Origin of the sequence: Pseudomonas sp. LG1D9, from assembly GCF_002949995.1 — a bacterium.
In the GTDB taxonomy this organism is placed as follows: domain Bacteria; phylum Pseudomonadota; class Gammaproteobacteria; order Pseudomonadales; family Pseudomonadaceae; genus Aquipseudomonas; species Aquipseudomonas proteolytica.
Genome location: NZ_CP026881.1, coordinates 4,395,018 through 4,421,070, shown reverse-complemented (window position 1 = coordinate 4,421,070; position 26,053 = coordinate 4,395,018). Strand labels below are relative to the sequence as shown.

Sequence of the window (26,053 nt, the reverse complement as noted above, 5' to 3'; positions counted from 1 at the left end):
CAGCGGCGAGACCCAGTGCAACACTGGTCCAGTCAAAAGCCATAGCCATTCCTGCCATTACGGTAAAAGAGGAAGGTTAACCAAGCGGGCGCTTTGTGGACAGCTCAGTCTTTGATCTGGCCCAGTTCACGCTGGGCGCCCACGTCGCCGGCACGGGCGGCCTGGCGCAGAAGGTCGTGGCCGATGCGGCGGTCTCGGGCATTGCCGCACTCACGACACATCAACAGGCCCAGGCGGCTCTGTGCCACAACCACCCCCTCACGGGCCGGCTGCTTGAGCAAGCGCCCGGCAAAATGCTTGATATTGGGGTGATCGCCAATGCGTGGGCTATCCAGCAGCCACAAGGCGACTTTCAAGGAGAAGCGCTTGGGTGCGGTAACACTTGGAGGGTTGTCGGTAACAGAAGATGATACTGAGCGAAACTTCATAAAGCACTGTAGGGCAGAACGGAAGGCGCGCCACTCTACTCCTTTTTTCGTACGGGTAAAGCTGAAAAAAACCTGCACGCCCGTTCTAGAGCAAGCGCTTGGGACAATCCACAGAAGCTGTGGATAACTCAGTGGACAACCGTGCTTTAACTCGCGCAAAGGCCCATGGAACGGGGGCCGCGCTTAAACTGACGATTTTTTCACCAATAAAAAAAAGCCAGATTTTTCATTGACTTAAATTTTCGATGCAGGCATTCACGGGCCAATCCGGCGCAGTACCTTCCCGGTGACACACTGCGCAACCAATGTGCACAACTACCTGCCTGACGGTTATATCCCGCACTTTTGTGGCCCGAGGGCACAACAAAACGTTACGGGCGACACACAAGGGCCACTTTTCAAACGTGCCTGCGCTCGCCACACTGTTCGCCCTACAGCAAGGAGGTGCGCCACTTCATGAAAGGAATCCTGGTGTTCGCGTTATTGCTGTTCGCCGTTTGTGTGATTTCCCTGGGCACCAATGCCGTGCTGCCATCTCCCGACGGCGCGCTGTTTGCCATCGCCATCCTGTTATCGGCCGCTTTCACGGCGGTCAGCTTGTGTATCGAGCTGGGTGACGGACGGGTCAACGACCTGCGCGATGTGGTGAAAGTCATCGAAACCGGCCAATCCCTGCGCTTGACCCTCGCCGCCTATGCACTGGGCTGTTCATTGGCCGCAGCGTCCACGGTGCTGATTTATCGCGGGCTGATGGGCGGCTGATTGAAGTATTTTTGCTAACACACTTGCTTTAGCTGTTTCAAGCCATTAGTATCCGCAGCGTTAGTACCAAGCTGAAAGTCAATTCTGGTCGAACTAATCCCCGCGACGTAGCTTCCCTAAAGAGAAGTTCTGTCAATCTTGATGGGATCGACCACCTCGATGGTTTCCAGGTATCACTTGCGACGACACTGCCTTTGAACAATGCAAAGGGTGTCGCGAAGTATCCATACTCTGACCGAACCAACCTGCAAATTGATCAGGATCTTCACCCTGGGCCCAGAACCTTTGCCCCTGTTGTGCTGCCTGCCCTCCTAAGTACCTACCTGCCAGCCCAAGCGCGCCAAACTATTTAGCGCTTCAAACTGGCTGCTTTGTTCCAGTCGGGTTCTTCGCATGATCAATGGTGATCAGCGTCACTGGAACGTTTTAACGTTGCACGGTTCTTATCCGTGTCATTTGTAGGAACACCAATAATATGTCCACTCAAATCCATACTCAGGATGCCATTCGCACCCTAACCAATGCTTTTGCTCCAATGAACTGCCTGATCATGGCCGCTCGCAAAGGCTGCTTCAGCTTCACCCTGGTCAACGAACACGGCATCGCTCGTCATAGCGAACGCCTGTACCCCGATCAATACTCCAGCGCAGAACCGCTGCAGGCCGTGATCGAGCGTACCCGTCAGGCACTGGTTGCCTGATTGACCCGACGCTGAACATCGAAAACCCTGCCCGCAAGGCAGGGTTTTTTATTGCCCGCGATTCGGCTTTTTTAGCGGTTCCCCTTAGGCCAAACAGATATAACGCTTATAACCCGTAGCCGGAAATATTTTAAAAACAGTCCTTTACGTCGTGAATCTGACACTACACTTCAACTCAGGCGGCATGTCCCGCCTCCGGCGAGCCTGAGATCCGATTCACCGCTGCCAAGCCCCCCCCTTCTCAGGCCTCGTCGACCACTTTCACGGTTTCGAGGGTTTTATGGGCATTGCCGCCGGCGAGTTGTGTCGTTATGTGATCCGACCCACGTTGATTTACCTGGGCCGCCACAGCCAGACCGCAGAAACCCTGCTGCTGGGGGTCGCCGCCAGCCAATCGGAACTGGGCTCTGCCTTGCACGACAGGCGCGGCCACGGCCTGTATCGCATTACCGAACCGCGCCACAGGGCCCTGTGGGACGACTACCTGGCCCTCGACCCAGAGCGCGCCAGCCTGGTGCGTGGCCTCGCCAGCCAACATGCTTTCCTCAGCGGGCCGCAACTGGAGCTGACGGTCAACCTGCGCTACGCCACCGCCATCGCCTGGCTGCTGGTGGAGCAACATCGCCCCGAACTCCCCCAGCCCGACGACTTGCTCGCCATGGCCCGTATCTGGAAAGAAATTTTTCACCCCCAGGGCCGGCTGCGCGATTACACCCAGGCCTGGCAAACCTGTGTAAACCCAATGAATCAGGTCGCCTGTTGATCGGGCACTTTGCAAGATTCGGCAAAAATCGGCAATTTTGGTCGGATTGTCCTACAAAACCGCTCTATCTCCTACATTACAGCCTATAGCGCTGCGTTAATTTTATTGGTACTTTCCGCAGCGGTGATCACCTCGGAGTTCTAATAATGAAAAAAGTAATGCTCAAGACCACACTTAGCCTCGCCGTTGCCATGGCCTCTTCCCAACTGTTCGCCAGCGGCTTTGCCCTCAACGAACAAAGCGTCAGCGGTATGGGTACCGGTTTCGCAGGCCGTTCTTCTTCTGCCGATGATGCAAGCACTGTTTTTGGTAACCCTGCCGGTATGGCTCGCCTTGAAGGCCAGCAAGTCACCGGCGGTGTTGCAGCGATTGATGCGTCCACTGATATCAAAGATGTCAGCGGTCGCTCCCGCGGCACCAACAAGGGCGACATGGTCCCCTTCACGGCGGTACCGTTCGGCTTCTACACCAACAAACTCAATGACCAGTGGGCAGTCGGCTTTGGTGTGTACGCACCGTTCGGCCTGATTACCGACTACGAAAGCGGCTATCAGGGCCGTGGCTTTGGCAGCAAAAGTGAAGTGCAAGTCATCACTTTCCAGCCGACCGTCAGCTATGCCTTCAACGACCGGGTTTCCGTCGGTTTTGGCCCAACCTTCAACCGCATTGCCGGCACCCTGGAATCCGAGCTGACCCTCAACCCGGCCGTGCCAGATACCAAGATCAAGATCAAGGGTGACGATACTGCCATTGGCTTCAACGCCGGCGTATTGGTCCAGGCGACCGATACCACCCGCGTCGGCCTGACCTACCACTCGAAGGTCAAGTACAAGCTTGAAGGCCACACCGAAGTCAACGCGCCTACTGCGACCTCCAGCGCCCTGGCAACCGGCCGTTATGACGCGTCGCTGAAAATCGACACGCCTGAATCCTGGGATCTGTCGGTGACCCAAGACATGAACGACGCCTGGAAGCTGTATGCCGGTGCTACCTGGACTCGCTGGAGCCGTCTGAAGGACATCACCGTCAACAACAAAGGCGTGACAGCAGCCGGTGGCGGCCTCGCCCCAGGTCTTGTGGGCACCATCAAGGAAGACCAGAACTGGCACGACACCTGGGCTTATGCCGTGGGCACCTCGTACCAGCTGACCAAGCAGGTTGTATTGCGCACCGGCCTGACCTTCGACCAGTCGCCAACCAACAACGCTGATCGTTCGCCACGTATCCCTACCGGCGACCGGACCATCTTCAGTGTTGGCCTGGGCTATGCCGTCATGGATAACATGACCATCGACCTGGCCTACTCCTACCTCAAGGAAGAAGAAGTCAGCGTCAACCGCTCCAACGCTCTGGCAAGCTACAACGCCAAGTACAAAAACAGCGCCAACGGTTTTGGCCTGGGCATGACGTACAAGTTCTGATCCAACGCTGCATAAAAAGCCCCGCACTCCTGCAAAGGAGGCGGGGCTTTTTAGTGGCCGATAATCAGGGCTTGGAAGCCAGCGCCTGCTCCACGGCCTCGATCAGTTCCGGACTGTCGGGTTTGGTCAGGCTGGAGAAGCTGGCGATCACCTTGCCCTGGCGGTCCACCACGTACTTGTAGAAATTCCACTTCGGCGCGTTGCTCTGCTCGGCCAGGACCTTGAACAGGTGTGCCGCATCCGGGCCCCTGACCTTCTGTGGCTCGGTCATGGTGAAGGTCACGCCGTAGTTCACATAGCAGACCTTGGCCGTCTCTTCGCCCGTCTTGGCTTCCTGCTTGAAGTCATCGGAAGGCACGCCAATCACTTCCAGGCCGTCGCCCTTGTAGCGCTGATACAACGCCTCCAGGCCTTTGAACTGCGGGGCAAACCCACAAAAGCTGGCGGTATTGACGATCACCAGGGGCTTGCCTGCAAAGCGCTGGCACAGGTCGATGGACTCCTTGGCGCGTAACTTGGGCAATTGACCTTCGAGCAACGACGGACAATCGGCGGCCATGGCGACACCGCCAAAAGCCACCATCAGGGCAGGTACTGCAAGCCAGCGCTTCAACATGTCGAGGGTCCTTGGACAAAGTCAGGCAAGCAACTTAACAGATCGCCATGCCCAGTTGCATCAACGCCAGCCCGCTACGCTGCCAGCCCCACCAGGCCAGCAGCAACAGCGTCAGTAACCCGGCTGCGCCAAACCAGTATCCGATCGAATTCATGCTACCCCCATCTGCGCCTGCAGCCTTGCCACCGGCCGCTCACGCACCGGCCAGTTCAGGGCGGCCGCGACCAGGCTCAAGACAATCGCCACCTGCCAGATCAAATCGTAGTTGCCCGTTCGATCATAGACCACGCCCCCCAGCCAACCGCCCAGGAACGAACCTAGCTGGTGAAACAGGAACACAATCCCACCCAGCATCGACAGGTTTCTGACCCCGAACAAGGTCGCCACCGTACCGTTGGTCAGCGGCACAGTCGACAACCACAAAAAGCCCATGGCCATGCCGAACAGGTAGGCGCTCATCTGTGTCACCGGCGCCCACAGGAACAACACGATCACCACCGCCCGCAGCAGGTACAACGCCGTGAGCAAGCGTGGCTTGGACATCCGCCCACCGAGCCAGCCCGCCGTGTAGGTGCCGAAGATATTGAACAGGCCGATCAGCGCCAGCACCGTAGTGCCGACGGTCGCTGGCAGATGCTGATCCACCAGGTAGGCCGGCAAGTGCACGCCGATAAACACCACCTGGAATCCGCAGACAAAAAAACCAAAGGCCAGCAACCAGAACCCGGAATGGGAGCAGGCTTCCTGCAGGGCCTCGCGCAGGGTTTGCTGACCGGCCATGACCGGTAGCGGGCGGTCCTTGATCATCGTCACCAAGGGCACAATCAGCGCCACCAGCAGGCCCAGCACCAGCAAGGCCGCGGACCAGCCCAGCCAGCCGATCAGGCCCAAGGTGCCCGGCAACATGGCGAACTGGCCGAAAGAGCCGGCAGCACTGGCGATGCCCATGGCCATGCTGCGCTTTTCCGGGGCCACGGCACGCCCTACCACGCCGAGGATCACCGAGAACGAGGTACCGGACAGGCCGATACCAATCAGCAAGCCGGCACTCAGGGACAGCGACCACGCCGAATCAGACAAGCCCATGAACACCAGGCCCAAGGCATAGAGCACGCCACCGATCATCACCACTTTGGCCGCACCAAAGCGGTCGGCCAGGGCCCCGGTAAACGGCTGCGCCAGGCCCCAGATCAGGTTTTGCAAAGCGATGGCGAAGGCAAAGGTCTCACGGCCCCAGCCGAACTCGGCGCTCATGGGCGCCAGGAACAGGCCAAAGCCATGCCGTACGCCCAGGGAAAGAGCCAGGATCAGCGCACTCCCGACAAGAATCCAGCCACTGGTACGCCACATCGAGGTCATTATTATTCTCCGCCTGCGGGTATATACCCGCTTGTATTCGAACAAGCCCGCGTTTAAGCGAGTTCGTCCAGCAAGGCCAACAGGGTTTCGCGTTTTTGCACGCCCAATTTATCGATCAATTTCTGCTGCGCCGCTTCCCAGGCCGGCAAAGCGGCCGTCAGGCGCTGCTTGCCTTCCTCCGTGAGCACTACCAGGCGATTGCGCAGGTCATCGCCCTCGACCAACCGTACCAGGCCTTCACCTTCCAGCACCCGCAGGTTACGCCCCAGGGTGCTGCGGTCCAGGCCCATGGCATCGGCCAGGCTGGAAATGCTCGGTTGGTCCAGGCGCTGCAGATTACACAGCAAGGAATACTGGGCGACGTTGATCCCGAAGCCATCGAGGGCGCCGTCGTAGTGCCTGCTGACGCCACGGGCGGCACGACGCAGGTTGGTGCATAAGCATTGGGAGGCAAGCATGGAACGTGTATATACCCGCGATTAAGGAAATGCAAGAAAGTGTTACAGAGCCAGGCCGATCAACACTGCCACTTCGAGCAGCTCCAGCAAGGCGCCGGCCGTGTCACCGGTGGTGCCGCCCAGTCGATTGATCATCACTTGGCGCAGCCCCATAAAGCAGATGGCAGCGAGCAGGACGGCGATCCCACCGCTGAAACCACCGATCAACACACAGGCCAGACCGGTAAGGATCAGTACTTGTTGCCCGACAATCCGCGGCAAATGGTCGGCCAGCGCCTGGCCCAGTCCCCCGGCACGCACATAGCGAGTCGTGAGGAACAACGCCAGCAGCGAACCGCGACCGATCAATGGGGCGAGGATCAACGCAGCGCCGTTGTGTTGCTCGATCAGCGCTACCAGGGCGGTGAATTTGAGCAGCAGCACCAAGCCCAGGGTGACCACGGCAATCGGGCCGCTGCGCGGGTCCTTCATGATGGTCAGGGTGCGCTCGCGGTCGCCAAAGCCCCCCAGCCACGCATCGGCACTGTCCGCCAGGCCATCCAGGTGCAGGCCGCCACTGAGCAGCACCCACACCGTCAACAGCAGCGCCGCGTGCAACAGCAACGGCGCGCCCATCAACAGCGTGTTCAAGCCCCACAGCAGCAGCCCGAACAGCAGGCCCACCAACGGATAAAACAGCAGCGAACGCCCCAGTTCCTGCGGTTGCGGCATGCCTGGCAGGCGGATCGGCAGGCTGCTGAGAAACTGCAAGGCAATCCAGAATGGCAACATCAGGCGCCCTCGCTCAACACGCCATCGGCCTCGACCCGCAGGCTGAACAAGCCGCCGTGCCCCACCTCGACATTCAACAACTGCTCACGGGGCAAGCCACGGGCCTGGGCCAGCAATAAACGCATGACACCGCCATGGCTGATCAGCAGCACCCGTTGCCCGGCGTACAGCTGGTGCAGGCGCAGGACCGCACCGTGTACGCGCCGGGAAAACCCTTCGACAGGCTCGCCATCCGGCGGCGTAAAGCTATACGGGTCAGCCCAGAACAGCCCCAGTGCCTCGGCGTCGGTTTCCATCAACTTCGCCGCGCTCTGCCCTTCCCAGGCGCCGAAATGCAGCTCCTGCAGATCCGGCTCCAAGCTCACCGGCAAATCCAGCCGTGCGCCCAACTCTTCAGCAAAACGCGCGCAACGCTGCAGCGGCGAACTGACCAGGCGATCCCACGGCCCGCGCGCCAGCACCGCCTCGCGCATCTGCGTCCAGCCCTTGGCAGTCAGCGCATCATCCAGGCTGCCGCGCAAGCCGCCGCCCAGTTCGGTTTCGCCATGGCGCAGCAGGTCCAGGTGCAAGGTCATGCCGGGCGATCCGCCACTGCCGCCTCAGCAAACGTCGCCATCTGCCCGTGCAACGCACAAGCCAGGCGCAACAGTGGCACCGCCAACGCCGCGCCGCTGCCCTCGCCCAGGCGCAGGCCCAGCTCCAGCAGCGGCTCGGCTTGCAGGCTTTGCAGCACGTGGCGATGGCCCGGCTCGGCGCCCCGGTGGCCGAACAACAGCCATGGCCGGCAGGACGGGTTCAGACGCGTGGCGACCAGCGCCGCGACGCTGCAGATAAACCCGTCGACCAATACCACCACGCCCGCTTGGGCGCAGGCCAGATAAGCCCCCACCAACCCGGCAATCTCCAGGCCACCGAGGTTGAACAGGGTCTGCAACGGGTCACCGCGCTGCCCCGCATGCAATGCCAGCGCGCGCTCGATCACCGCCACTTTGTGGCTCACGCCCTGGGCATTCAGGCCGGTGCCGGGGCCGGTCAGGTCGCGGACCTGGCAATCGAGCAGCGCACAGGCCAGCGCGCTGGCGGCAGTGGTGTTGCCGATGCCCATTTCGCCGCCAATAAACAGCTGCGTACCGGCGTTGATCGCGCGCTGCACACTGTCACGCCCCGCCGCCAAAGCCAGCCGTCCCTGGGCCTCGGTCATGGCCGCGCCCAGCACGAAGTTGGCCGTGCCGGGGGCGATATTCAGGTGGCGCACGCCCGGCAGGTCCAGCGATGGCGTGACCGTGCCCAGGTCCAACACTTCCAGCCGCGCATCCAGTTGGCGCGCCAACACGCTGATCGCCGCGCCACCACTGACGAAGTTATGCAGCATCTGCGCGGTGACTTCCTGGGGATAGGCCGAGACACCTTCCGCGACCACGCCGTGATCGCCGGCAAAGATGCTGATCCACACGTGATCGACCATCGGCTTGACCCGGCCCTGCAAACCGGCCAATTGCACCGCCAGCGCTTCCAGTTGGCCCAGGGACCCGGCGGGTTTGGTCAGTTGTTGCTGGCGGACCAGCGCTTGTTCATAGGCCGCAGCGTCCAGCATCTTGCAGGGGTCCAGCCACCAGGATTGGCTCATAACGCAGTACCTTTCAAAGTCAGGGGCAGGCCCGCAACGGTCAGCACGACACGCTGACAACGCTCGGCCAGGGCTTGATGCAGCCAACCGGCTTCATCCACGTAGCGGCGAGTCAATTCGCCCAGCGGCACGACACCCAGGCCGGTCTCGTTGCTGACAAAAATGATTTCCCCCGGCAGCGACGCCAGGCAGTCCAGCAGTTGTTCGCGCTCCACGCCCAGGCGCTGCGGGTCGTCGAGCATCAAAAGGTTGGTGAGCCACAAGGTCAGGCAATCCACCAGCAGGCACTGGCCGGGGGCGGCGTGTTCGCGCAGGACCCGGGCCAGCTCAAGCGGTTCTTCGATCAGGCCCCAATGGCTTGGGCGACGTTGGCGATGCAGGGTCACGCGGGCATTCATTTCACCGTCCAGGGGTTGGCTGGTGGCGATATACGTGACAGGCATGGCGCTGTCGCTGGCGAGTTTTTCCGCCAGGCGGCTCTTGCCGGAGCGGGCGCCGCCGAGGATCAGTTGCAACATGGTCAAACCCTCAAATGCCACATAACTGGCGCAGCAACCGGGTGTCCAGATGCTGCTCCACCAGGTCCGCCAGGCGCTCGATATCGCGCTCGCGCAGCCCGTGGTAATCCACCTCCTGCACATCCTGCAAACCGGCCCAGCGCAACAAGGCGCTGCACGCAGCAGGCGTTTCGAATAGGCCGTGCAGATAAGTGCCGAGGATCTGCCCGTCATCGCTACAGGCGCCGTCACTGCGCCCGTCATCCAGGCGTACCGCCGGCTGCTCCAGGGCCGTGCCACGGGTCACGCCCGCATGAATCTCATAACCACTGACCGGCGCGTCTTCCAGCACCAGCCGGCCGCGCACATTGCGCAATTGTTTTTCGGCTTCCAGGGTGGTGCTGAACGCCAGCAGGCCCAGCCCCTCACTGGAGCCCGCAGTGCCTTCCAGACCGAGAGGATCGTGGACCTGCTCACCCAACATCTGCAGGCCGCCGCAGATACCCAGGATCTTGCCGCCATAGCGCAAGTGCCGGGCGATCGCACGGTCCCAGCCATTGGCGCGCAGGTAGGCCAAATCGCTGCGCACGCTTTTCGAGCCGGGCAGGATGATCAGGTCAGCGGCAGGGATCGCCTGCCCCGGCCCGACAAACTGCAAATCCACTTGGGGATGCAGGCGCAAAGGGTCAAAGTCGGTGTGATTGCTGATGCGCGGCAATACCGGCACCACCACTTTGAGCACCTGCGCCGCCTTGTCGATCTGGCGCTGGTCGATGCCATCCTCGGCTTCCAGGTGCAGGTCCATCACATAGGGCAGCACGCCGACCACCGGTTTGCCGGTGCGCGCCTCAAGCCAGTCGAGGCCCGGTTGCAGCAGCGCGATATCGCCGCGAAAGCGGTTGATGATAAAACCCTTGACCCGGGCCTGTTCCGATGGCGATAGCAACTCCAACGTGCCGACCAGGTGGGCGAATACCCCGCCGCGATTGATATCGGCAATCAGCAGCACCGGGCAGTCCACCGCTTCGGCGAACCCCATGTTGGCGATGTCGTTGGCCCGCAGATTGATCTCGGCCGGGGAGCCCGCGCCTTCGACCATCACCACTGGGTAGGCCGCACTCAAACGCGCATGAGAAGCCAGTACCGCCTGCATGGCGATGGCCTTGTAGTCGTGATAGGCCACGGCATTCATGCTGGTCACGGCATGGCCATGGATGATGACCTGGGAGCCGGTGTCGCTGTTGGGCTTGAGCAGCACCGGGTTCATATCGGTGTGCGGCGCCAGGTTGGCGGCCTGGGCCTGCACGGCCTGGGCACGGCCGATCTCGCCACCTTCTGCCGTGACCGCACTGTTGAGCGCCATGTTCTGCGGCTTGAAGGGCACCACCGCCACGCCCTGGCGCACGACCCAGCGGCACAGTGCGGTCACCAGGGTACTTTTGCCTGCATCGGAGGTGGTGCCTTGCACCATCAGGGTGGTCATGAGGCGTGTTTCCAGGCAATCAGGGCTTGTTCAAGGCGCAGCCAATCGGCGTCGGTCCCGGGCAGGCCAAAACGCAGGCTGCTGTCGTGGACAAACAGGCGCAGCAAGATGCCGCGCTGGGCCATGAACTCATGCAACTGCTCGGCACGATCGGCGATCAGCCACTGGAACAGCGCACACCCGCCTTGCGGGCGCAGGCCATACTGGTCCAGCAGATTGAAAAGACGCTGGCTGGCTTCCTCGCAGCGCTGGCGCTGCTGGGTGTGGCCGGCGCTGTCACGCAGGCAGACCTGGCCCAACTCTCGGGTCGGCCCGCTCACCGCCCATGGCCCGACCTGTTCGGCCAGCAGCTTGAGCAGCTTGCGCTCGGTCAGGACAAAGCCCAGGCGCACCCCGGCCAGGCCGAAAAACTTGCCAAAGGAGCGCAACACAATCAACCCCACTTGGTTAGCCTGGCTTGCCAGGCTCAAGTGCGGGGTGTTGTCCATAAAGGCTTCATCCACCACCAGCCAGCCACCGCGCTGGGCCAGCCGCGCATGCCAATCCAGCAGGCGCTGGGGGGTAAGGCTCAGGCCAGTTGGGTTATTGGGATTGACCACCACCAACACGTCGAGGCTGTCGAGGAAGAAGTCGACTTCCTGCTCCAGCACCTCACGCACGATGTAACCGGCGCGGCGCCAGGCTTCGGCATGCTCGGCATAGCACGGCGACAATATGCCGACCTTGCCCGCTCGGCGCAGGCGCGGCAGCAGTTGGATCGCTGCCTGGGAGCCCGCCACCGGCAACACCTGGGCGGCGCCGTAGTAGTCGCAGGCGGCCTGTTCCAGGCCGTCATCGGTCTCTGGCAAGCGCGCCCAGGCCCGTAACGGGATGGGTGGGATTGGCCAGGGCCAGGGCGCGAGGCCACTGGACAGGTCCAACCAGTCTTCCTGGGCGATGCCGTACTGCATCGCGGCTTTGCGCAGCCGGCCACCATGTTCAAGCATAGAATTGTGCCCCCGCGCACAGGATCAACACCCACAACCACACGCCGCGCTGCACCAGTTGCCAGCCACGCTCGATGGAATCGGCATCGGCTGGAGGCCCTTCACCCAGGACTGGACGCTGGTGCAACTCACCGTGATAAATCGCTGCACCGCCCAACTCGACGCCCAGGGCGCCAGCACCGGCGGCCATCACCGGGCCAGCATTCGGGCTATCCCAGGTCGGGCCCTGGCGGCGCCAGCATGTGAGCGCCAGGCGCGTCTTGCCGAGCACGGCGTAGGTCAACGCGACCAGGCGCGCGGGAATGTAATTGAGCAGATCGTCAATTTTTGCCGCCGCCCAGCCGAAGCGTTCAAAGCGTTCGTTGCGATAGCCCCACATGGCATCCAGGGTATTACTCAGGCGGTACAACACCACGCCCGGCACGCCGGCCACGACAAACCAGAACAGCGCGGCGAACACCGCGTCGCTGCCGTTTTCCAGCACCGACTCGGTGGCGGCACGCGCCACTTCAGTGCTGTCCAGTTCGCTGGTCTGGCGACTGACCAGGTAACTGACGCGCGTACGCGCCTCGTCCAGGTCCCCACTGCGCAGGGCCTGGGCCACCGGCAACACGTGCTCCCCCAGGCTGCGCATGCCCAGGGCCAGGTACAACGCGAGGATCTCGATCACCCAGCCGAAGTAAGGCGCCCAGGACAATGCCGTGGCCAGCAAGGTCAGCGGTATCACGGTGATAAACCACGCGGTCACGCCATGGCTGCGCCAGCCGCGACCTGCGGAGTTGAAACGCTGCTCGATGCGCCCGGCAAAATTGCCGAACGCCACCAGCGGATGCCAGCGCCTGGGCTCGCCCAGCAGCGCATCCAGCGCCACTGCCGCGACACTCAGCAAGGCCACACTCATTGACTCACTCCCCAATAATTCTCATACAGCATGTCACTCAACGGACGCGGTTCGGTCCAGCCTTCGAGTTGCAACATCGGTGCCGGGTAGAACTCCGTCACCGGGCCCAGACACAGCACGGCCAGCGGCTTGGCGCCAGGCGGCAGGCCGAGCAGGTCGGCCAGGTCCCGGGGTTCGAACAACGACACCCAGCCCATGCCCAGGCCTTCGGCGCGGGAGGCTAGCCATAGATTCTGGATCGCGCAGGACAGCGAGGCCAGGTCCATTTCCGGCAACGTGCGCCGGCCGAAGATATGCCGCTCGCGATCATCCATCAACGCTGCCACCAACACTTCGGCGCAGTCGTTGATGCCTTCGACCTTGAGCTTCATAAAGTCGTCCGAACGCTCGCCCAAGGCGGCCGCGGTGCGGATGCGCTCGGCTTCCACCAACTGCTGGATCTGCCCACGCAGGTTGCGGTCGCTGATGCGGATAAAGCGCCAGGGCTGCATCAGGCCGACACTGGGGGCCTGGTGCGCGGCGTGCAGCAGGCGCTGGAGCAGTTCGGGGGCCACGGTGCCGCCGCTGAAGTGGCGCATGTCGCGGCGTTCGGCGATGGCGCGGTAGATGGCTTGGCGCTCGGCTGCGGGGAAGGCGTTGTCGGTCATGGCCCTATCGCGGGCAAGCCCGCTCCCACATTGGTTAGGTGGTGGTCATTGGATGGCTGTTGGACTCGGCCCCCTGTAGGAGCTGGCTTGCCGGCGATAGCGGCGTCCCGCTCGGGCGCAAACAGCGCAGCCACCGCAGCCGGGTTCGACGGGAAATAAAAGTGCACATAGGAGGCCGTCATCCGCCCCTGGCGATACACCGCCTCGGCACCGCGCCCGCCATTGGGGCTCAGGCCACGGGCAATCGGCTGCCATTGCGTGCTGGTCAGGGAGTGATGATAGGTATGGCCGCGCAGCACGCCTTCCGGCAATTCCACCGTTTGCAGGGCCAGGGCCGCCAGGCGCTTCTGCATGACCGCATCGCCTTGCAACAGCCCCAGCAGTTCGGCGCGAGTGCCCTCGACATCGGTCAATGAGTCGAGCAAATAGAGCATGCCGCCACATTCGGCCAACAACGGCTTACCGGCAGCGTGATGGCCACGGATCGCCTGCAGCATCGCGGTGTTTTGCGACAACGCCTGATGATGCAGCTCGGGGTAACCACCGGGCAGATAGAGGCTATCGGCATCGGGCAACAGTTGGTCATGGATCGGCGAGAAGAAGCGCAACTCGGCGCCCATCGCCCGCAGCAAGTCGAGGCTCGCGCCATAGGTGAACGCGAAGGCTTCATCACGGGCCACGGCAATCCGCACCCCGGCCAGCAGTGGCTCGGCCTCGATCAGCTCGGGTGCGGCGAACTCCACCGGCGGTGGCAGCGCTACCTCGCAACTGCCAGCCAGGGCTTCGGCGGCCGCATCCAGACGCAGGTCCAGGTCGTTCAACTCGCTGGCCTGCACCAGGCCCAGGTGGCGGCTGGGCAACTCGATCCCGGTTTCCCGGGACAGTGCACCGTACCAACGCAGGCCTTCGGTCAGGCTGCCTTCAAGCAATTGCGCATGGCGCACGGTCCCGACGCGGTTGGCCAAGACCCCGGCGAACGGCAGGTCCGCCTGGTAACGCGCCAGCCCCAGCGCCAGGGCGCCAAAGGTCTGGGCCATGGCGGTGCCATCGATCACCGCCAGCACTGGCACACCAAAGTGGCGCGCCAGGTCGGCGCTGGAGGGGGTGCCGTCAAACAGCCCCATCACGCCCTCGATCAGGATCAGGTCCGCCTCCCCCGCGGCTTCCCACAACAAACGGCGACTTTCCTGCTCGCCCACCATCCACATGTCCAATTGATAGACCGGCGCGCCACTGGCGCGCTCATGGATCATCGGGTCGAGAAAGTCCGGGCCGCATTTGAATACCCGGACCTTGCGCCCCAGGTTGCGGTGCAACCGGGCCAGGGCGGCGGTGACAGTGGTTTTGCCCTGGCCTGACGCCGGTGCGGCGATCAGTACGGCTGGGCAATGGCGCGGCTGATTCAAAGTTCGATGCCTTTCTGTGCCTTGATACCGGCCTGGAACGCGTGTTTGAGCATGCCCATTTCGGTCACGGTGTCGGCCATTTCAATCAGTTCTGGCTTGGCGCCACGACCGGTGACCAGCACATGCTGCATCGGTGGCCGGGCTTGCAGGTCGCTCAACACTTGGTCCAGGTCGAGGTAGCCGTGCTTGAGCGCGATGTTCAGCTCATCCAGCACCACCAGGCCGATGGACGGGTCCTGCAACATTTCCCGGGAGACTTGCCAGGCCGCTTCGGCGGCGGCGATATCGCGCTGGCGGTCCTGGGTTTCCCAGGTGAAGCCCTCGCCCATCACATGAAACCGTACCTGCTCGGGGAAACGGCGGAAGAACAGTTCTTCACCGGTGCTGTTACGGCCCTTGATGAACTGCACTACGCCGCATTGCATGCCGTGCCCCATGGCGCGGGCCAGCATGCCAAACGCCGAACTGCTCTTGCCTTTGCCATTGCCGGTCAATACCAGCAGCAAACCGCATTCATTCGGTGAATTGGCAATGCGCTCATCAATCACCGCTTTTTTGCGCAGCATGCGCGCCAGGTGGCGTTCGTCACGATCAGGGGAATCAGTCATGGCAGCTCTCCGTTGGGGCTGGACAAAAACGGCGGGCAGGAAAAGACAATTTCTATGAAGCCAAGCATCGCCCACCGTGATGCTGTTGGATGAATCAGGCCGGTCTCCGGACTCATGAGTGGCGCCCTGTTGACCAGGGCGGGCCGACGATGCGCCTTCCCATATCGCACGCGATACAGTGGCAAAAGCAGCGTCTTGACTCATTTACCGTTGCGGGGGCAGCGCCGGGATCGTGGCCGCACTGTAGAAAAGTGCGCGCCCTCACCGGCTTCCCTGTTTCACTCGATCAACGCGTACGCCACAGAGCACCTGAAACAAGCGGCGAAGGTTAGTGGGTTGGGGGTACAGCGTCAATTAAAGCCGGCCACGCACTTGAACCATCGCCACGGGCCGTACCTCTATGACTACAGGCATTGAGGAGAAAAACATGCACAAGACCCGACTCGCCGTACTGATCATGGCCGCAGGCGCACTCGCCGCCTGCGGGGAAAGCTCAACGTTGCAGGTGTCCGACGGCACCGGGCCTTCGCCCAAGCTGCCGGAACCGAACAAAACCCTGATCCCCACCGTCAACATCGCCCCGGCCGTTGGCTGGCCCGACGGCGCCAAGCCCCAGGCCGCCGCCGGTACCCAGGTCGGCGCCTTCGCCGAAGGCCTGGACCACCCGCGCTGGCTGTATGTATTGCCCAATGGCGATGTGCTGGTGGCCGAGACCAACGCGCCGCCCAAGCCGGATGACTCCAAGGGCATTCGCGGCTGGGTCATGGAAAAGGTCATGGGCCGCGCCGGCGCGGGTGTGCCCAGCCCGAACCGCATCACCCTGCTGCGCGATGCCGACCATGATGGCGTGGCAGAAACCCGCACGGTCTTCCTGGAAAACCTCAACTCGCCCTTTGGCATGACCCTGGTGGGCAACGATCTGTATGTGGCCGATTCGGACAAGCTGCTGCGCTTCCCTTATCAACCGGGGGAAACCGCGATCAAGGCGCCAGGCACCAAGATCATCGACCTGCCGGGCGGCCCGCTGAACCACCACTGGACGAAAAACGTGGTGGCCAGCAAGGATGGCAGCAAGTTGTATGTGAGCGTGGGCTCTAACAGCAACGTCGGCGAAAACGGCCTGGAAGCCGAACAGGGCCGCGCTGCGATCTGGGAAGTCGATCGGGCCAGCGGCAAACAGCGGATTTTTGCCTCCGGCCTGCGCAACCCCAACGGCATGGCCTGGGAGCCGCAAAGCGGCAAGCTGTGGACGGCGGTCAACGAGCGCGATGAAATCGGCAGCGACCTGGTACCGGACTACATCACCTCGGTCAAGGATGGCGGCTTCTATGGCTGGCCGTTCAGTTACTACGGCCAACATGTGGATGTACGGGTCACGCCGCAGGACCCGGACCTGGTGGCCAAGGCCATCGCGCCGGACTACGCCGTCGGGCCACACACCGCGTCCCTGGGCCTGACCTTCGCAGAAGGCAACACGCTACCGGCACAATTTAGCCATGGCGCGTTTATCGGCCAGCATGGCTCGTGGAATCGCAAGCCGCACAGTGGCTACAAGGTGATATTTGTGCCGTTCGAAGGTGGCAAGCCGAAGGGGCAACCGGTGGATGTGCTGACCGGGTTTCTCAACAGTGATGAGAAAGCCATGGGGCGGCCGGTGGGTGTGGTGATCGACCAGCAAGGCGGGCTGTTGGTGGCGGATGATGTGGGGAATAAGGTGTGGCGGGTGTCGGCTGCTAAATAGCAGGACTCGACAACACCACAAAACAAATGTGGGAGCGGGCTTGTGTGTGGGCTTGCTCGCGAAAGCGGTAGATCAGCCCGTGCATCTCTAACTGACTCACCGCTATCGCGAGCAAGCCCGCTCCCACATTTTTGATCGGTGCAGGTCTTAAGGGTTACGCGCCAGGTGCTCGGCCGGCAACACGCGCTTGGCGCTCAGGTAGGCATTCTGCCAATAGGCCTTGGACAAGGTATCAAGCTTCACTGTACCGCCAGTTTGTGGCGCATGGACGAAGCGCCCTTCCCCCACATAGATGCCGGCATGGCTGACCTGCGAACCACCGCCCGTGGCAAAAAACAGCAGGTCGCCGGTTTGCAGCGCATCTTCACGCACGTCCTGGGCACGCATCACGATCAACTCGCGAGTGGTGCGCGGCAGCGAGATGCCAGCAGCATCGCGGTAGACAAAACCAATCAGGCCGCTGCAATCAAACCCCGAGTCCGGCGTGTTGCCGCCCCAGCGATAAGGTGTGCCGACCAGGCCCAAGGCGCGAAACAGCACATCTTCGGCAACCGGCGAAAAGTTCTGGGTGGTGTAGTTGAATACCGGCTTGGGCTTGACGGCCACAGGCGCAGGTGGAGGACGGCTGGCGCAGGCACTGAGCAGCGCGGCGCAGACAAGAAGAATTAGGCGGGCCGAGGTCGACATGGGCAGAACAATCCTGATCTGGATGCGGCTTTCGCTGCCGAACGCTGAAAACTAGACCGCGCAAGCAAGCTTGCGCGGTCAGGTTCGCAACAATATCTCAGGATTCTAGCGGTTACGCGTCAAACTTCAAGTATCACTTTAAGTTTACTTGCGAGCGGTAACGGTAGTCGGGGCCATCGCCAGTGCGCGCTTGGCTTCGATGAAGGTTTTGCTCCAGTAGCTGTCGCCCAGCTTATCGACCCGCACCCCACCGCTGCGGCGGCTGCTGGAGTGGATGAACTGGTCATCACCCAGGTAGATACCGGCGTGGCTGACACGACCACGGCCATTGGTACTGAAGAAAAGCAGATCGCCAGGCTTGAGGTTGTTCCGTGCGACCAACGGTGCATCCACGTTGATCATTTCGCGGGTGGAGCGCGGCAGGTTCATGCCGGCCTCTTCACGAAACAGATAACCGATAAAACCGCTGCAGTCGAAACCGGCTTCGGAAGTACCGCCGAAACGGTAGCGGGTACCGATCAGGGACATGCCGCGTTCGAGGATGCTGTCGGCCAGCAGTGGCAACTGATAAGGCTTGCTGTCGGCGAACTGGGCCAGTTCTTTTTCGGTCGCCACCTCTTCTTCATAAACAGAAGAAGACTGTGTTGCGACGAATTTGGCTTGATGTTGTTGCTGTGGCTTTTGCTGCTCGACCACCTGCTGGGGGTGGGTGGCGCAACCAAACAACAGGGTAACGAGTGCGAGAGGCACGAGGGGTGCGAAGCGATTTAGCATGGGCACGACCGTGGCTGATATGTAAAGAAGTCGAGACTATGCCTTCTATGACATCGATTTGCAAATTCAATCGTGATCTATGTGACTTCTTGTTTGACCTATGTCATCTAAGCCCTTAAACCCCATTTAGAGCCTTTTGCGTGGCCAGAGCGGCCCAAACGCAGGTTTTTTGGCGCCTGGATTTTGCCAAAAGCCCCGGTTTCAAAGGGCTGGCTACCAGCCGAGGGTTTCTTTGAGAAAGGGAATGGTGAGCTTGCGCTGGGCCTGCAGGGAGGCCTGGTCGAGCTGTTCGAGCAGGTCGAACAACGCGCTCATGCTGCGGGTGCCACGGGTAAGGATGAAATGCCCGACTTCATCGGTCAGGTGCAGGCCACGGCGCGATGCGCGCAGTTGCAAGGCACGCAGCTTGTCTTCATCGGACAACGGACGCATCTGGAAGATCAGCGCCAGGGTCAGCCGCGACTTCAGGTCCGCCAGCTTGACCGGCAGTTCCCGAGGCGAGGTTGACGCGGCAATCAACAGGCGCCGACCGCTGTCGCGCAGGCGGTTGAACAGATGGAACAGCGCTTCTTCCCAGTCCGCCCTGCCGGCAACCGCTTGCAGGTCATCCAGACACACCAGTTCGTATTGCTCGAGGTTGTCGAGGATGCCGATGCCACGGTCCAGCAGTTCTGCCAACGGCAGGTAAACCGCCGGTTCACCCAACTGCTCAAAGCGCAGGCAGGCAGCCTGCAACAGGTGGGTACGCCCCACGCCGTCCTTGCCCCAGAGGTAGATCAGGCTTTCCGTCCACCCGGCGTCGGCTTCGCAGAGCCGCTCGACATAGCCGAGTGCAGCGGCATTGGCGCCTGGGTAGTAATTGATGAAGGTAGCGTCGTCACGCAGACGCACACCTAGGGGCAGCTGAATCGGTTTCATGCTGACTGAACGGCTCCAATCGAACCGTTAGTGGCCTCTGTGAAAAGTTTGCAAAGTTTATACCCGTGACGCCGGGCGCACAATGCAACAGACCACAAGCAAAATCAAAGGTTTGCGTTAACTCATTGGATTTTTTGGAGATTGTTTGACGCGATGGCTAAATGCCAAGCTCTGAAGACAACAAACCCGGCCTTGCGCCGGGTTTGTGATCAGCCTTACAACTGAGGGTCATCCGCGCCCGTGTACACGTCCGAATCCTTGTACACATCATGCACATGGCGCACCAGCACCATGATCACCGCCGCCACCGGCAGCGCCAGCAGGATGCCGGTAAAGCCGAACAGCTCGCCGCCCGCCAGGATCGCAAAGATCACGGCCACCGGGTGCAGGCCGATACGGTCGCCCACCAGCAGCGGCGTCAACACCATGCCTTCCAGCGCCTGACCGACCATGAACACCGCGACGATCCCCAGCATCGGGTACAAGTCGCCGCCAAACTGGAACAGGCCGGCCACCAGCGCCGCGCCAATCCCGATGACAAAGCCCATGTACGGCACAATCGCCGCCAGGCCGGCAATCATGCCGATCAACAGGCCGAGTTCCAGGCCAATCGCCATTAGCCCGCCTGCATAGATAATCCCCAACGCCACCATCACCAACAACTGCCCACGAACGAAGGCACCCAGCACCTCGTGGCACTCCCCGGCCAGGGACACGATGCGCTCCTCACGATCACGGGGCAGCAGGCTGCGGATCTTGGCGATCATGATGTCCCAGTCGCGCAGCAGGTAGAACGCCACCACCGGGATCAACACCAGGTTGGTCAGCCAGCCGATCAAAGCCAGGCTGGAGGCCGTAGCCTGGCTGAGGATGACTCCGACGATATCGGTGGTCTGGCCCATGTGCTCGCTGATCGCGGCCTTGACCTTGTCGAACTTCCAGAAGCCATCGGCCAGGCCAAGCTTGGACTGCGCCCAGGGCATGGCTGTGTGTTGCAGCCAGTCGAGCATCTGCGGCGCCAGTTCATACAGGCGGACCAACTGCTTGGCCAGCATCGGCACCAGCACCAGCAACAGCGCCATGACGATCAGGGTGAACAGCGCAAATACCGCCACCACCCCCCAGGTTCGCGACAAGCCGGCCTTTTCCAGGCGATCCACCACCGGATCGAACAGATAGGCCAACAGCAACGCGACCAGGAACGGCGTCAGGATCGAATGCAGCAAGAACACAAAGACGCACAGCAGGACAATCCCGCCAAGCCACACCCAACGACGCGTATCCGCCATAAACCACTCCATCTGTCATTTGCTTCTATATAAGGAAGAACATTTACCAACGAAAACGCAGTTGCGGCTCAGGCTCGAGCGGTGGCACTGGCGCAGGTGAAGCCCCTTCGGCCACCGGCGGCTGCACAGGCTGCGGCGCAAGCGCCTCACCGGCGGGCACTTCCTGCAACTTGGCCAGGCTCAACTGGCTGCGCAGTTGCTCGCTGCTGCCATTGACCCGATAGACGATCCGATCGCCATCCACCCGCTGCAACTGCGCGCCAAAAGGTTCCAGCAGATGACCGAGGGCGGCGTAGCGTTCCAGGGTCATGCCTTGCACTTGCAGCAACTGCTCGCTGGACACCCCGGCTTTTACCGCAAAACGGGGAGCAAGACGCTCACTGACCGCCAGCAACACGGCATCAGCCAAGGCAGCCGTGTCGGCGCCCTGTACGCTGCCCTGCTCGGCTTTGTCACCCAGCCACAGGCGCCATTTGGCTTGCCATTGGCCCGCCTCTTCACGGGCGTGCACCGCCAGCAGGGCATCGGCGCCATAACGTTCGGAGGCCGAACGCAGGGGCGCGGGATCTGCACTTTCAAGATTAGGCGCGGTGGCAACGATCTGCTCATCGAGGTCGCCCAGTGGCAGGCGCAACGGCAAGCCGCGATGCTGGGCTGCACGGCGCAGTGGCTCGGCCGCCGACTGGCCATCACCCACCAGGCTGCTGCCTTCAGTGGAATCGTTCAGCCACCAGCCAAGGATCGACGGCCGATTGTTGCCCCACAACGCCAGGCCGGCATCGCGCAGGGCGCGGTCGGTGCTGACCGGGTCGAAATCCACTTGCAGGCTTTCCGGGGGGCCCGCGTCGTAGCCGTACTGGCTGATGATCTGTTGCGGATTCTTGCGGATCGCTGCCAGGCCAGGACCCTCGGCGGCCTTGGCGTCGCCGGTCAGGCGGATCACCAGGGTCTGCAGGGCACGCTGGGTGGCTTGTTCACGCTCTTGCGGCGCCTGGCTGCTGACAGGCTCCAGCACTTGATAGAGGCCATTGAGGGTTTCGGCATGACTCGCCAGGCTGACCAACGACAAACAGCCGACAAAAAAGTATCTACTCAGACCCATGAAAAAAGATTCCCGAACGACAAAAAAGCGGCTGGAACAGACCGCGTGAAGAAGGTTAAGCAAGGCTGTGACCACAGCGACCGGCAAAACATTCACAAGGCCCCGGTAAGTTTTCGTACTGTCATAACGATAGCGGGTTAAAGGCTATACCTTAATACAGGCGATCGCGGCGCCGATTAAGGTTTTTTTAGCACCATATGCCTCTGCCCGTCGGCCCGAGGATGGCCGCTGCCCCTCAAGCCTGATAAAATCGCGCGCCTTCGCAGACCGTCAACGGCTGGGCGTCCTGAAGTGTTCAACTTCCGTACCCCCACCGCATCGGTCGTTACCCCTGAATCCCCCCTAAAGGCCTGGATCATGAGCAAGCAACCCTCCCTGAGCTACAAGGACGCCGGTGTAGACATCGACGCCGGTGAAGCATTGGTCGAACGCATCAAGAGCGTCGCCAAGCGCACTGCGCGCCCCGAAGTCATGGGCGGCCTGGGCGGTTTCGGCGCCCTCTGCGAGATCCCGGCCGGCTACAAGCAGCCTGTGCTGGTCTCCGGCACCGACGGCGTGGGCACCAAGCTGCGCCTGGCGCTGAACCTGAACAAGCACGACACCATCGGCATCGACCTGGTAGCCATGTGCGTCAACGACCTGGTGGTATGTGGCGCCGAGCCGTTGTTCTTCCTCGACTACTACGCCACCGGCAAGCTGAACGTGGAGACCGCTGCACAAGTGGTCACCGGTATCGGCGCTGGCTGCGAATTGTCGGGTTGCTCCCTGGTCGGCGGCGAAACCGCTGAAATGCCGGGCATGTACGAAGGCGAAGACTACGACCTGGCCGGCTTCTGCGTCGGCGTTGTAGAAAAAGCCGAGATCATCGACGGTTCCAAGGTGGCCGCTGGCGACGCCCTGCTGGCCCTGCCATCGTCCGGCCCGCACTCCAACGGCTACTCGCTGATCCGCAAGATCATCGAAGTGTCCGGCGCCGACATCGAGAACACCCAGCTCGACGGCAAGCCCTTGACCGACCTGCTGATGGCCCCGACCCGCATCTACGTCAAGCCATTGCTCAAGCTGATCAAGGACACTGGCGCAGTCAAGGCCATGGCCCACATCACCGGTGGCGGCCTGCTGGACAACATCCCGCGCGTGCTGCCAAAAGGCGCCCAGGCCATCGTCGACGTGGCCAGCTGGCAGCGCCCGGCGGTCTTCGACTGGCTGCAAGAGCAAGGCAACGTCAATGAAACCGAGATGCACCGCGTGCTGAACTGCGGCGTGGGCATGGTCATCTGCGTCGCTCAAGAGCACGTGGAAACTGCGCTGAACGTACTGCGTGAAGCCGGCGAGCAGCCATGGGTGATCGGCCAGATCGCCACCGCTGCCGAAGGTGCTGCCCAGGTTGAACTGAAGAACCTCAAGGCTCACTGATGCCAGCAACCTGTGATGTCGTGGTGCTGCTTTCCGGCACCGGCAGTAACTTGCAGGCCCTGATCGATAGCACGCGCGCCGGCGACAGCCCGGTGCGCATCGCTGCGGTGATTTCCAACCGCAGCGACGCCTACGGCCTGCAACGCGCCCAGGACGCGGGTATCGATACCCGCTCCCTGGATCACAAGGCGTTCGACGGTCGCGAGGCCTTCGATGCAGCCTTGATCGAACTGATCGACGCCTTCAATCCCAAGCTCGTGGTCCTCGCCGGTTTCATGCGCATTCTCAGCGCTGACTTCGTGCGCCACTACCAGGGGCGCCTGCTGAATATCCACCCTTCCCTGCTGCCCAAATACAAAGGGTTACATACCCACCAACGGGCCCTTGAGGCCGGAGATACAGAGCACGGCTGCAGCGTGCACTTTGTCACCGAGGAACTCGATGGCGGGCCTCTGGTCGTACAGGCAGTAGTTCCGGTAGAGTCTGCGGACTCGGCGCAGAGCCTTGCGCAACGGGTTCACACCCAGGAACACAGGATTTACCCGCTGGCGGTTCGCTGGTTTGCCGAAGGACGCTTGGTGCTCGGTGAACAAGGTGCATTGTTGGACGGCCAGTTACTTGCGGCCAGCGGCCACTTGATTCGTACCTAGGAGATTTTATGCGTCGTGCCCTGCTCTTCGCTTTTGCTCTGCTTGCCCTGCCTACCGTGCACGCGGCAGATCTACAGCCTTTCTCCGCCAGCTACACCGCCGACTGGAAGCAGTTGCCCATGAGCGGCCAAGCCTCCCGCAGCCTGGAAAGCACCGGTAACGGCGTCTGGAAGCTCAGCTTCAAGGCCTCGATGATGATCGCCAGCCTGACGGAAGAAAGCACCCTGACCCTGGACAAGGACACCCTGCTGCCCCAGTCCTACCACTTTGAACGTGGTGGCCTGGGCAAAGCCAAGAAGGCCGACCTAGACTTCGACTGGACCGCCAAGATGGTCACCGGTACCGATCGCGGCGACGCGGTCAAGATCCCACTGAACCGCGGTATGGTCGATAAATCCACCTACCAGTTGGCACTTCAGCATGACGTAGCGGCCGGCAAGAAAACCATGAGTTACCAGGTAGTGGATGACGGCGAAGTCGAGACCTATGACTTCCGCGTACTGGGCACCGAGAAAGTCGACACCAAGGCCGGCAAGATCGACGCCATCAAGGTTGAGCGCGTGCGCGATCCGACGCAAAGCAAGCGCACCACGGTGATGTGGTTTGCCAAGGATTGGGACTACCTGCTGGTTCGCCTGCAACAAGTCGAAACCGACGGTAAGGAATACAACATCATGCTGTTGGACGGTACGGTCAATGGCAAGGCTGTGAAAGGCAGCTGATCGTTGATTGATTGAAAGAGCCCCGCTAACTGCGGGGCTTTTTTTCGCCTGGATTTTTTCATGGGTGGCTGATACCGCTATCGCCGGCAAGCCGGCGCCTACAGGTCTAAACAGCCTAACAAACATGAAACTTTTGTCATAAACCGCCCCCTCCTGCGACGCAATGTCGCGGTTTACGGGGCCTGGAGCATTGTTGCGGCTACTGCAATGAATTGTTGCACGCAAAGTCAGTTTACTTAGCAAGCTAACAAAATATATAACAAAGGCCTGCGACGCCTTGCCGCAGATCAACCAGAGACTGGAGCAAGCAGATGACAGTAAAAGTAACTGAACGCGACGATGCCCATATGTCCCACGAGGCCCTGGCCCACGGCATTCATATCTGGGATGTGCATCAACAAGACCTGCTGGTAGGCATGTTTCACAACGAGTGCGACGCCCACAATTATAAAAACGAGCTCGAAACCCTCGAGATGAAACGCCAGGCATCCAGCTCCTGACTCACTGGAGTGCTATGGGCCGCTCCGTGGCTGTGACCACGGAGGTGGAAGTGTTTGTGGCGAGCGGGCTTGTTGTGGCGAGCGGGCTTGCCCCGCGCTGGACTGCGAAGCAGGCCCAATAAGGCCGGCCGCGATCTTTAAGTTACAACGGTGAGCTTACGTTTTGGGGCCGCTTCGCAGCCCAGCGCGGGGCAAGCCCGCTCGCCACAACAAGCACGCCTGCCACAACAGCCCCGCTTACAACCGCAAGGTTGTTACCACATCAGATCATCAGGGATCTGGTACGCGGCGTATGGATCGTCCTCATCCGGCACCTGGGTCTCGGTGAGGATGTTGAGCTGGACGATGCGTTCAGGCGCGCGCTCCTGGATTTTCAGGGCGGCCTCCCGTGGAATCACTTCGTAACTACCGCCATGGTGGACAATCGCCAACGAGCCGTTGCTCAGCTTGTTGCGCATCAAGGTGTTGACCGACAGGCGCTTGACCTTCTTGTCGTCAACAAAGTTGTAGTAGTCCTCGGTGGTCAGCTTGGGCAGGCGCGAGGTCTCGATCAATTGCTTGACCTGCGCGGCACGGGCCTTGGCCTCGACCTTTTCCTGCTGCTGACGGTTGAGCTCCTGGTCGCGCTTGACCTTCTCGGCCTGCGCTTCCAGGGCCTGGCGCTGCTGGGTGTCATCGGCCTGGGCCTGGCCTTTGTGAACCAGGCGCTGCTGCTTCTGCTTGTCTTTGCCGACCTGCTTGGCCTGCTTCTGATTGACCAGGCCTGCTTTGAGCAACTGGTCGCGAAGGGAAATGCTCATGGTGCTTACTCACTTAGGCAA

29 protein-coding genes and 1 riboswitch are annotated in these 26,053 nt (G+C 61.4%); of the genes, 9 read left to right on the top strand and 20 right to left on the bottom strand.

Translation table 11 applies throughout. The features are described 5' to 3' along the window. Positions 1–104 precede the first annotated feature (104 nt). Positions 105–428, bottom strand: coding sequence for a sel1 repeat family protein (locus C5F71_RS20630; protein WP_029292437.1), 324 nt, complete (start codon positions 426–428; stop codon positions 105–107). 456 nt (positions 429–884) lie between these two features. Between C5F71_RS20630 and C5F71_RS20625 the strand changes: the two genes are divergently transcribed. The 4 genes from C5F71_RS20625 to C5F71_RS20605 all read left to right on the top strand — a co-directional run bounded on the left by C5F71_RS20625 (position 885) and on the right by C5F71_RS20605 (position 4,074). Next, positions 885–1,190 carry a hypothetical protein gene (locus tag C5F71_RS20625; protein WP_029292434.1) on the top strand — a complete coding sequence of 102 codons (306 nt, stop codon included), beginning with the start codon at positions 885–887 and terminating at the stop codon, positions 1,188–1,190. 475 nt (positions 1,191–1,665) lie between these two features. Beyond that, entirely contained in the window at positions 1,666–1,890 is a 225-nt protein-coding gene (locus tag C5F71_RS20615; protein ID WP_007898912.1) for a hypothetical protein, read from the top strand. Between the two features lie 280 nt (positions 1,891–2,170). Continuing rightward, positions 2,171–2,653, top strand: a complete 483-nt coding sequence (locus tag C5F71_RS20610; RefSeq protein ID WP_070995878.1) for a hypothetical protein — start codon at positions 2,171–2,173, stop codon at positions 2,651–2,653. Positions 2,654–2,799: 146 nt separating this feature from the next. After that, a complete protein-coding gene (locus C5F71_RS20605) occupies positions 2,800–4,074 on the top strand; it encodes an OmpP1/FadL family transporter (protein WP_104911834.1) in 1,275 nt (424 codons plus the stop codon). 64 nt (positions 4,075–4,138) lie between these two features. Here the strand turns inward: C5F71_RS20605 and C5F71_RS20600 are convergent, their stop codons facing one another. The 13 genes from C5F71_RS20600 to cobO form a co-directional block, all read right to left on the bottom strand. Further along, entirely contained in the window at positions 4,139–4,690 is a 552-nt protein-coding gene (locus C5F71_RS20600) for a glutathione peroxidase (RefSeq protein ID WP_029292425.1), read from the bottom strand. 150 nt (positions 4,691–4,840) lie between these two features. Further along, positions 4,841–6,040 (bottom strand): MFS transporter, encoded by a 1,200-nt coding sequence (locus tag C5F71_RS20595; RefSeq protein WP_169872029.1) that lies wholly within the window; start codon positions 6,038–6,040, stop codon positions 4,841–4,843. A gap of 62 nt (positions 6,041–6,102) precedes the next feature. Then, positions 6,103–6,507, bottom strand: a complete 405-nt coding sequence (locus C5F71_RS20590; protein WP_029292421.1) for a MarR family winged helix-turn-helix transcriptional regulator — start codon at positions 6,505–6,507, stop codon at positions 6,103–6,105. A 42-nt stretch (positions 6,508–6,549) separates the two neighbouring features. After that, positions 6,550–7,278, bottom strand: a complete 729-nt coding sequence (locus tag C5F71_RS20585; RefSeq protein WP_029292419.1) for an adenosylcobinamide-GDP ribazoletransferase — start codon at positions 7,276–7,278, stop codon at positions 6,550–6,552. Then, a complete protein-coding gene (gene cobC, locus C5F71_RS20580) occupies positions 7,278–7,853 on the bottom strand; it encodes an alpha-ribazole phosphatase family protein (protein ID WP_070995882.1) in 576 nt (191 codons plus the stop codon). Before cobC ends, C5F71_RS20585 begins: the two co-directional genes overlap by 1 nt. Continuing rightward, complete coding sequence (cobT, locus tag C5F71_RS20575) at positions 7,850–8,905, bottom strand: nicotinate-nucleotide--dimethylbenzimidazole phosphoribosyltransferase (protein ID WP_104911833.1); 1,056 nt, start codon at positions 8,903–8,905, stop codon at positions 7,850–7,852. Before cobT ends, cobC begins: the two co-directional genes overlap by 4 nt. Further along, entirely contained in the window at positions 8,902–9,423 is a 522-nt protein-coding gene (gene cobU / locus C5F71_RS20570) for a bifunctional adenosylcobinamide kinase/adenosylcobinamide-phosphate guanylyltransferase (protein ID WP_070995884.1), read from the bottom strand. The genes cobT and cobU overlap by 4 nt, the downstream gene beginning before the upstream one ends. Before the next feature lie 10 nt (positions 9,424–9,433). Continuing rightward, the gene (locus C5F71_RS20565) at positions 9,434–10,885 is read right to left on the bottom strand and encodes a cobyric acid synthase (RefSeq protein ID WP_104911832.1); all 1,452 of its coding nucleotides are present in this window, start codon (positions 10,883–10,885) and stop codon (positions 9,434–9,436) included. Beyond that, positions 10,882–11,871, bottom strand: a complete 990-nt coding sequence (gene cobD / locus C5F71_RS20560; protein ID WP_104911831.1) for a threonine-phosphate decarboxylase CobD — start codon at positions 11,869–11,871, stop codon at positions 10,882–10,884. The genes C5F71_RS20565 and cobD overlap by 4 nt, the downstream gene beginning before the upstream one ends. After that, positions 11,864–12,772 carry an adenosylcobinamide-phosphate synthase CbiB gene (gene cbiB, locus C5F71_RS20555; protein WP_070995886.1) on the bottom strand — a complete coding sequence of 303 codons (909 nt, stop codon included), beginning with the start codon at positions 12,770–12,772 and terminating at the stop codon, positions 11,864–11,866. Before cbiB ends, cobD begins: the two co-directional genes overlap by 8 nt. Continuing rightward, complete coding sequence (gene bluB, locus C5F71_RS20550) at positions 12,769–13,419, bottom strand: 5,6-dimethylbenzimidazole synthase (RefSeq protein WP_104911830.1); 651 nt, start codon at positions 13,417–13,419, stop codon at positions 12,769–12,771. Before bluB ends, cbiB begins: the two co-directional genes overlap by 4 nt. Further along, the gene (locus C5F71_RS20545) at positions 13,416–14,825 is read right to left on the bottom strand and encodes a cobyrinate a,c-diamide synthase (protein WP_092234467.1); all 1,410 of its coding nucleotides are present in this window, start codon (positions 14,823–14,825) and stop codon (positions 13,416–13,418) included. The genes bluB and C5F71_RS20545 overlap by 4 nt, the downstream gene beginning before the upstream one ends. Continuing rightward, positions 14,822–15,433, bottom strand: coding sequence for a cob(I)yrinic acid a,c-diamide adenosyltransferase (cobO, locus tag C5F71_RS20540; RefSeq protein ID WP_029292407.1), 612 nt, complete (start codon positions 15,431–15,433; stop codon positions 14,822–14,824). The genes C5F71_RS20545 and cobO overlap by 4 nt, the downstream gene beginning before the upstream one ends. A 79-nt stretch (positions 15,434–15,512) precedes the next feature. After that, a riboswitch (cobalamin riboswitch) is annotated at positions 15,513–15,761 on the bottom strand. 99 nt (positions 15,762–15,860) lie between these two features. Here cobO and C5F71_RS20535 point away from each other — a divergent pair. Then, positions 15,861–17,174 (top strand): sorbosone dehydrogenase family protein, encoded by a 1,314-nt coding sequence (locus C5F71_RS20535; protein WP_104911829.1) that lies wholly within the window; start codon positions 15,861–15,863, stop codon positions 17,172–17,174. 147 nt (positions 17,175–17,321) lie between these two features. Here C5F71_RS20535 and C5F71_RS20530 read toward each other — a convergent pair whose 3' ends face one another. The 5 genes from C5F71_RS20530 to C5F71_RS20510 form a co-directional block, all read right to left on the bottom strand. Beyond that, positions 17,322–17,861, bottom strand: coding sequence for a C40 family peptidase (locus C5F71_RS20530; RefSeq protein WP_029292405.1), 540 nt, complete (start codon positions 17,859–17,861; stop codon positions 17,322–17,324). 144 nt (positions 17,862–18,005) lie between these two features. Continuing rightward, complete coding sequence (locus C5F71_RS20525; protein ID WP_029292404.1) at positions 18,006–18,635, bottom strand: C40 family peptidase; 630 nt, start codon at positions 18,633–18,635, stop codon at positions 18,006–18,008. Between the two features lie 213 nt (positions 18,636–18,848). Further along, positions 18,849–19,553: a DnaA regulatory inactivator Hda gene (gene hda / locus C5F71_RS20520; protein WP_029292403.1), complete on the bottom strand. Its 705-nt coding sequence runs from the start codon at positions 19,551–19,553 to the stop codon at positions 18,849–18,851. A gap of 215 nt (positions 19,554–19,768) precedes the next feature. Further along, positions 19,769–20,842: an AI-2E family transporter gene (locus C5F71_RS20515; protein WP_029292402.1), complete on the bottom strand. Its 1,074-nt coding sequence runs from the start codon at positions 20,840–20,842 to the stop codon at positions 19,769–19,771. 43 nt (positions 20,843–20,885) lie between these two features. After that, positions 20,886–21,944: a DUF2066 domain-containing protein gene (locus C5F71_RS20510; RefSeq protein WP_104911828.1), complete on the bottom strand. Its 1,059-nt coding sequence runs from the start codon at positions 21,942–21,944 to the stop codon at positions 20,886–20,888. Between the two features lie 357 nt (positions 21,945–22,301). Here C5F71_RS20510 and purM point away from each other — a divergent pair, with 357 nt between their 5' ends. The 4 genes from purM (at position 22,302) to C5F71_RS20490 (ending at position 25,232) form a co-directional block, all read left to right on the top strand. Further along, positions 22,302–23,360: a phosphoribosylformylglycinamidine cyclo-ligase gene (gene purM, locus C5F71_RS20505; protein ID WP_029292400.1), complete on the top strand. Its 1,059-nt coding sequence runs from the start codon at positions 22,302–22,304 to the stop codon at positions 23,358–23,360. Further along, positions 23,360–24,010, top strand: coding sequence for a phosphoribosylglycinamide formyltransferase (gene purN, locus C5F71_RS20500; protein WP_070995892.1), 651 nt, complete (start codon positions 23,360–23,362; stop codon positions 24,008–24,010). Before purM ends, purN begins: the two co-directional genes overlap by 1 nt. Before the next feature lie 8 nt (positions 24,011–24,018). Continuing rightward, entirely contained in the window at positions 24,019–24,732 is a 714-nt protein-coding gene (locus C5F71_RS20495; protein ID WP_029292398.1) for a DUF3108 domain-containing protein, read from the top strand. 311 nt (positions 24,733–25,043) lie between these two features. Continuing rightward, on the top strand, positions 25,044–25,232 hold the full coding sequence (locus C5F71_RS20490) for a hypothetical protein (RefSeq protein ID WP_029292397.1): 189 nt from the start codon (positions 25,044–25,046) through the stop codon (positions 25,230–25,232). Between the two features lie 254 nt (positions 25,233–25,486). Here the strand turns inward: C5F71_RS20490 and C5F71_RS20485 are convergent, their stop codons facing one another. Next, positions 25,487–26,032, bottom strand: a complete 546-nt coding sequence (locus C5F71_RS20485; protein ID WP_104911827.1) for a DUF2058 domain-containing protein — start codon at positions 26,030–26,032, stop codon at positions 25,487–25,489. Positions 26,033–26,053 lie beyond the last annotated feature (21 nt).

What these genes read in the sequence shown, in the direction of transcription:
- C5F71_RS20630 (WP_029292437.1), bottom strand. Translation starts at nt 428, where the DNA reads ATGAAGTTTCGCTCAGTATCATCTTCTGTTACCGACAACCCTCCAAGT.
- C5F71_RS20625 (WP_029292434.1), top strand. Translation starts at nt 885, where the DNA reads ATGAAAGGAATCCTGGTGTTCGCGTTATTGCTGTTCGCCGTTTGTGTG.
- C5F71_RS20615 (WP_007898912.1), top strand. Translation starts at nt 1,666, where the DNA reads ATGTCCACTCAAATCCATACTCAGGATGCCATTCGCACCCTAACCAAT.
- C5F71_RS20610 (WP_070995878.1), top strand. Translation starts at nt 2,171, where the DNA reads ATGGGCATTGCCGCCGGCGAGTTGTGTCGTTATGTGATCCGACCCACG.
- C5F71_RS20605 (WP_104911834.1), top strand. Translation starts at nt 2,800, where the DNA reads ATGAAAAAAGTAATGCTCAAGACCACACTTAGCCTCGCCGTTGCCATG.
- C5F71_RS20600 (WP_029292425.1), bottom strand. Translation starts at nt 4,690, where the DNA reads ATGTTGAAGCGCTGGCTTGCAGTACCTGCCCTGATGGTGGCTTTTGGC.
- C5F71_RS20595 (WP_169872029.1), bottom strand. Translation starts at nt 6,040, where the DNA reads ATGTGGCGTACCAGTGGCTGGATTCTTGTCGGGAGTGCGCTGATCCTG.
- C5F71_RS20590 (WP_029292421.1), bottom strand. Translation starts at nt 6,507, where the DNA reads ATGCTTGCCTCCCAATGCTTATGCACCAACCTGCGTCGTGCCGCCCGT.
- C5F71_RS20585 (WP_029292419.1), bottom strand. Translation starts at nt 7,278, where the DNA reads ATGTTGCCATTCTGGATTGCCTTGCAGTTTCTCAGCAGCCTGCCGATC.
- cobC (WP_070995882.1), bottom strand. Translation starts at nt 7,853, where the DNA reads ATGACCTTGCACCTGGACCTGCTGCGCCATGGCGAAACCGAACTGGGC.
- cobT (WP_104911833.1), bottom strand. Translation starts at nt 8,905, where the DNA reads ATGAGCCAATCCTGGTGGCTGGACCCCTGCAAGATGCTGGACGCTGCG.
- cobU (WP_070995884.1), bottom strand. Translation starts at nt 9,423, where the DNA reads ATGTTGCAACTGATCCTCGGCGGCGCCCGCTCCGGCAAGAGCCGCCTG.
- C5F71_RS20565 (WP_104911832.1), bottom strand. Translation starts at nt 10,885, where the DNA reads ATGACCACCCTGATGGTGCAAGGCACCACCTCCGATGCAGGCAAAAGT.
- cobD (WP_104911831.1), bottom strand. Translation starts at nt 11,871, where the DNA reads ATGCTTGAACATGGTGGCCGGCTGCGCAAAGCCGCGATGCAGTACGGC.
- cbiB (WP_070995886.1), bottom strand. Translation starts at nt 12,772, where the DNA reads ATGAGTGTGGCCTTGCTGAGTGTCGCGGCAGTGGCGCTGGATGCGCTG.
- bluB (WP_104911830.1), bottom strand. Translation starts at nt 13,419, where the DNA reads ATGACCGACAACGCCTTCCCCGCAGCCGAGCGCCAAGCCATCTACCGC.
- cobO (WP_029292407.1), bottom strand. Translation starts at nt 15,433, where the DNA reads ATGACTGATTCCCCTGATCGTGACGAACGCCACCTGGCGCGCATGCTG.
- C5F71_RS20535 (WP_104911829.1), top strand. Translation starts at nt 15,861, where the DNA reads ATGCACAAGACCCGACTCGCCGTACTGATCATGGCCGCAGGCGCACTC.
- C5F71_RS20530 (WP_029292405.1), bottom strand. Translation starts at nt 17,861, where the DNA reads ATGTCGACCTCGGCCCGCCTAATTCTTCTTGTCTGCGCCGCGCTGCTC.
- C5F71_RS20525 (WP_029292404.1), bottom strand. Translation starts at nt 18,635, where the DNA reads ATGCTAAATCGCTTCGCACCCCTCGTGCCTCTCGCACTCGTTACCCTG.
- hda (WP_029292403.1), bottom strand. Translation starts at nt 19,553, where the DNA reads ATGAAACCGATTCAGCTGCCCCTAGGTGTGCGTCTGCGTGACGACGCT.
- C5F71_RS20515 (WP_029292402.1), bottom strand. Translation starts at nt 20,842, where the DNA reads ATGGCGGATACGCGTCGTTGGGTGTGGCTTGGCGGGATTGTCCTGCTG.
- C5F71_RS20510 (WP_104911828.1), bottom strand. Translation starts at nt 21,944, where the DNA reads ATGGGTCTGAGTAGATACTTTTTTGTCGGCTGTTTGTCGTTGGTCAGC.
- purM (WP_029292400.1), top strand. Translation starts at nt 22,302, where the DNA reads ATGAGCAAGCAACCCTCCCTGAGCTACAAGGACGCCGGTGTAGACATC.
- purN (WP_070995892.1), top strand. Translation starts at nt 23,360, where the DNA reads ATGCCAGCAACCTGTGATGTCGTGGTGCTGCTTTCCGGCACCGGCAGT.
- C5F71_RS20495 (WP_029292398.1), top strand. Translation starts at nt 24,019, where the DNA reads ATGCGTCGTGCCCTGCTCTTCGCTTTTGCTCTGCTTGCCCTGCCTACC.
- C5F71_RS20490 (WP_029292397.1), top strand. Translation starts at nt 25,044, where the DNA reads ATGACAGTAAAAGTAACTGAACGCGACGATGCCCATATGTCCCACGAG.
- C5F71_RS20485 (WP_104911827.1), bottom strand. Translation starts at nt 26,032, where the DNA reads ATGAGCATTTCCCTTCGCGACCAGTTGCTCAAAGCAGGCCTGGTCAAT.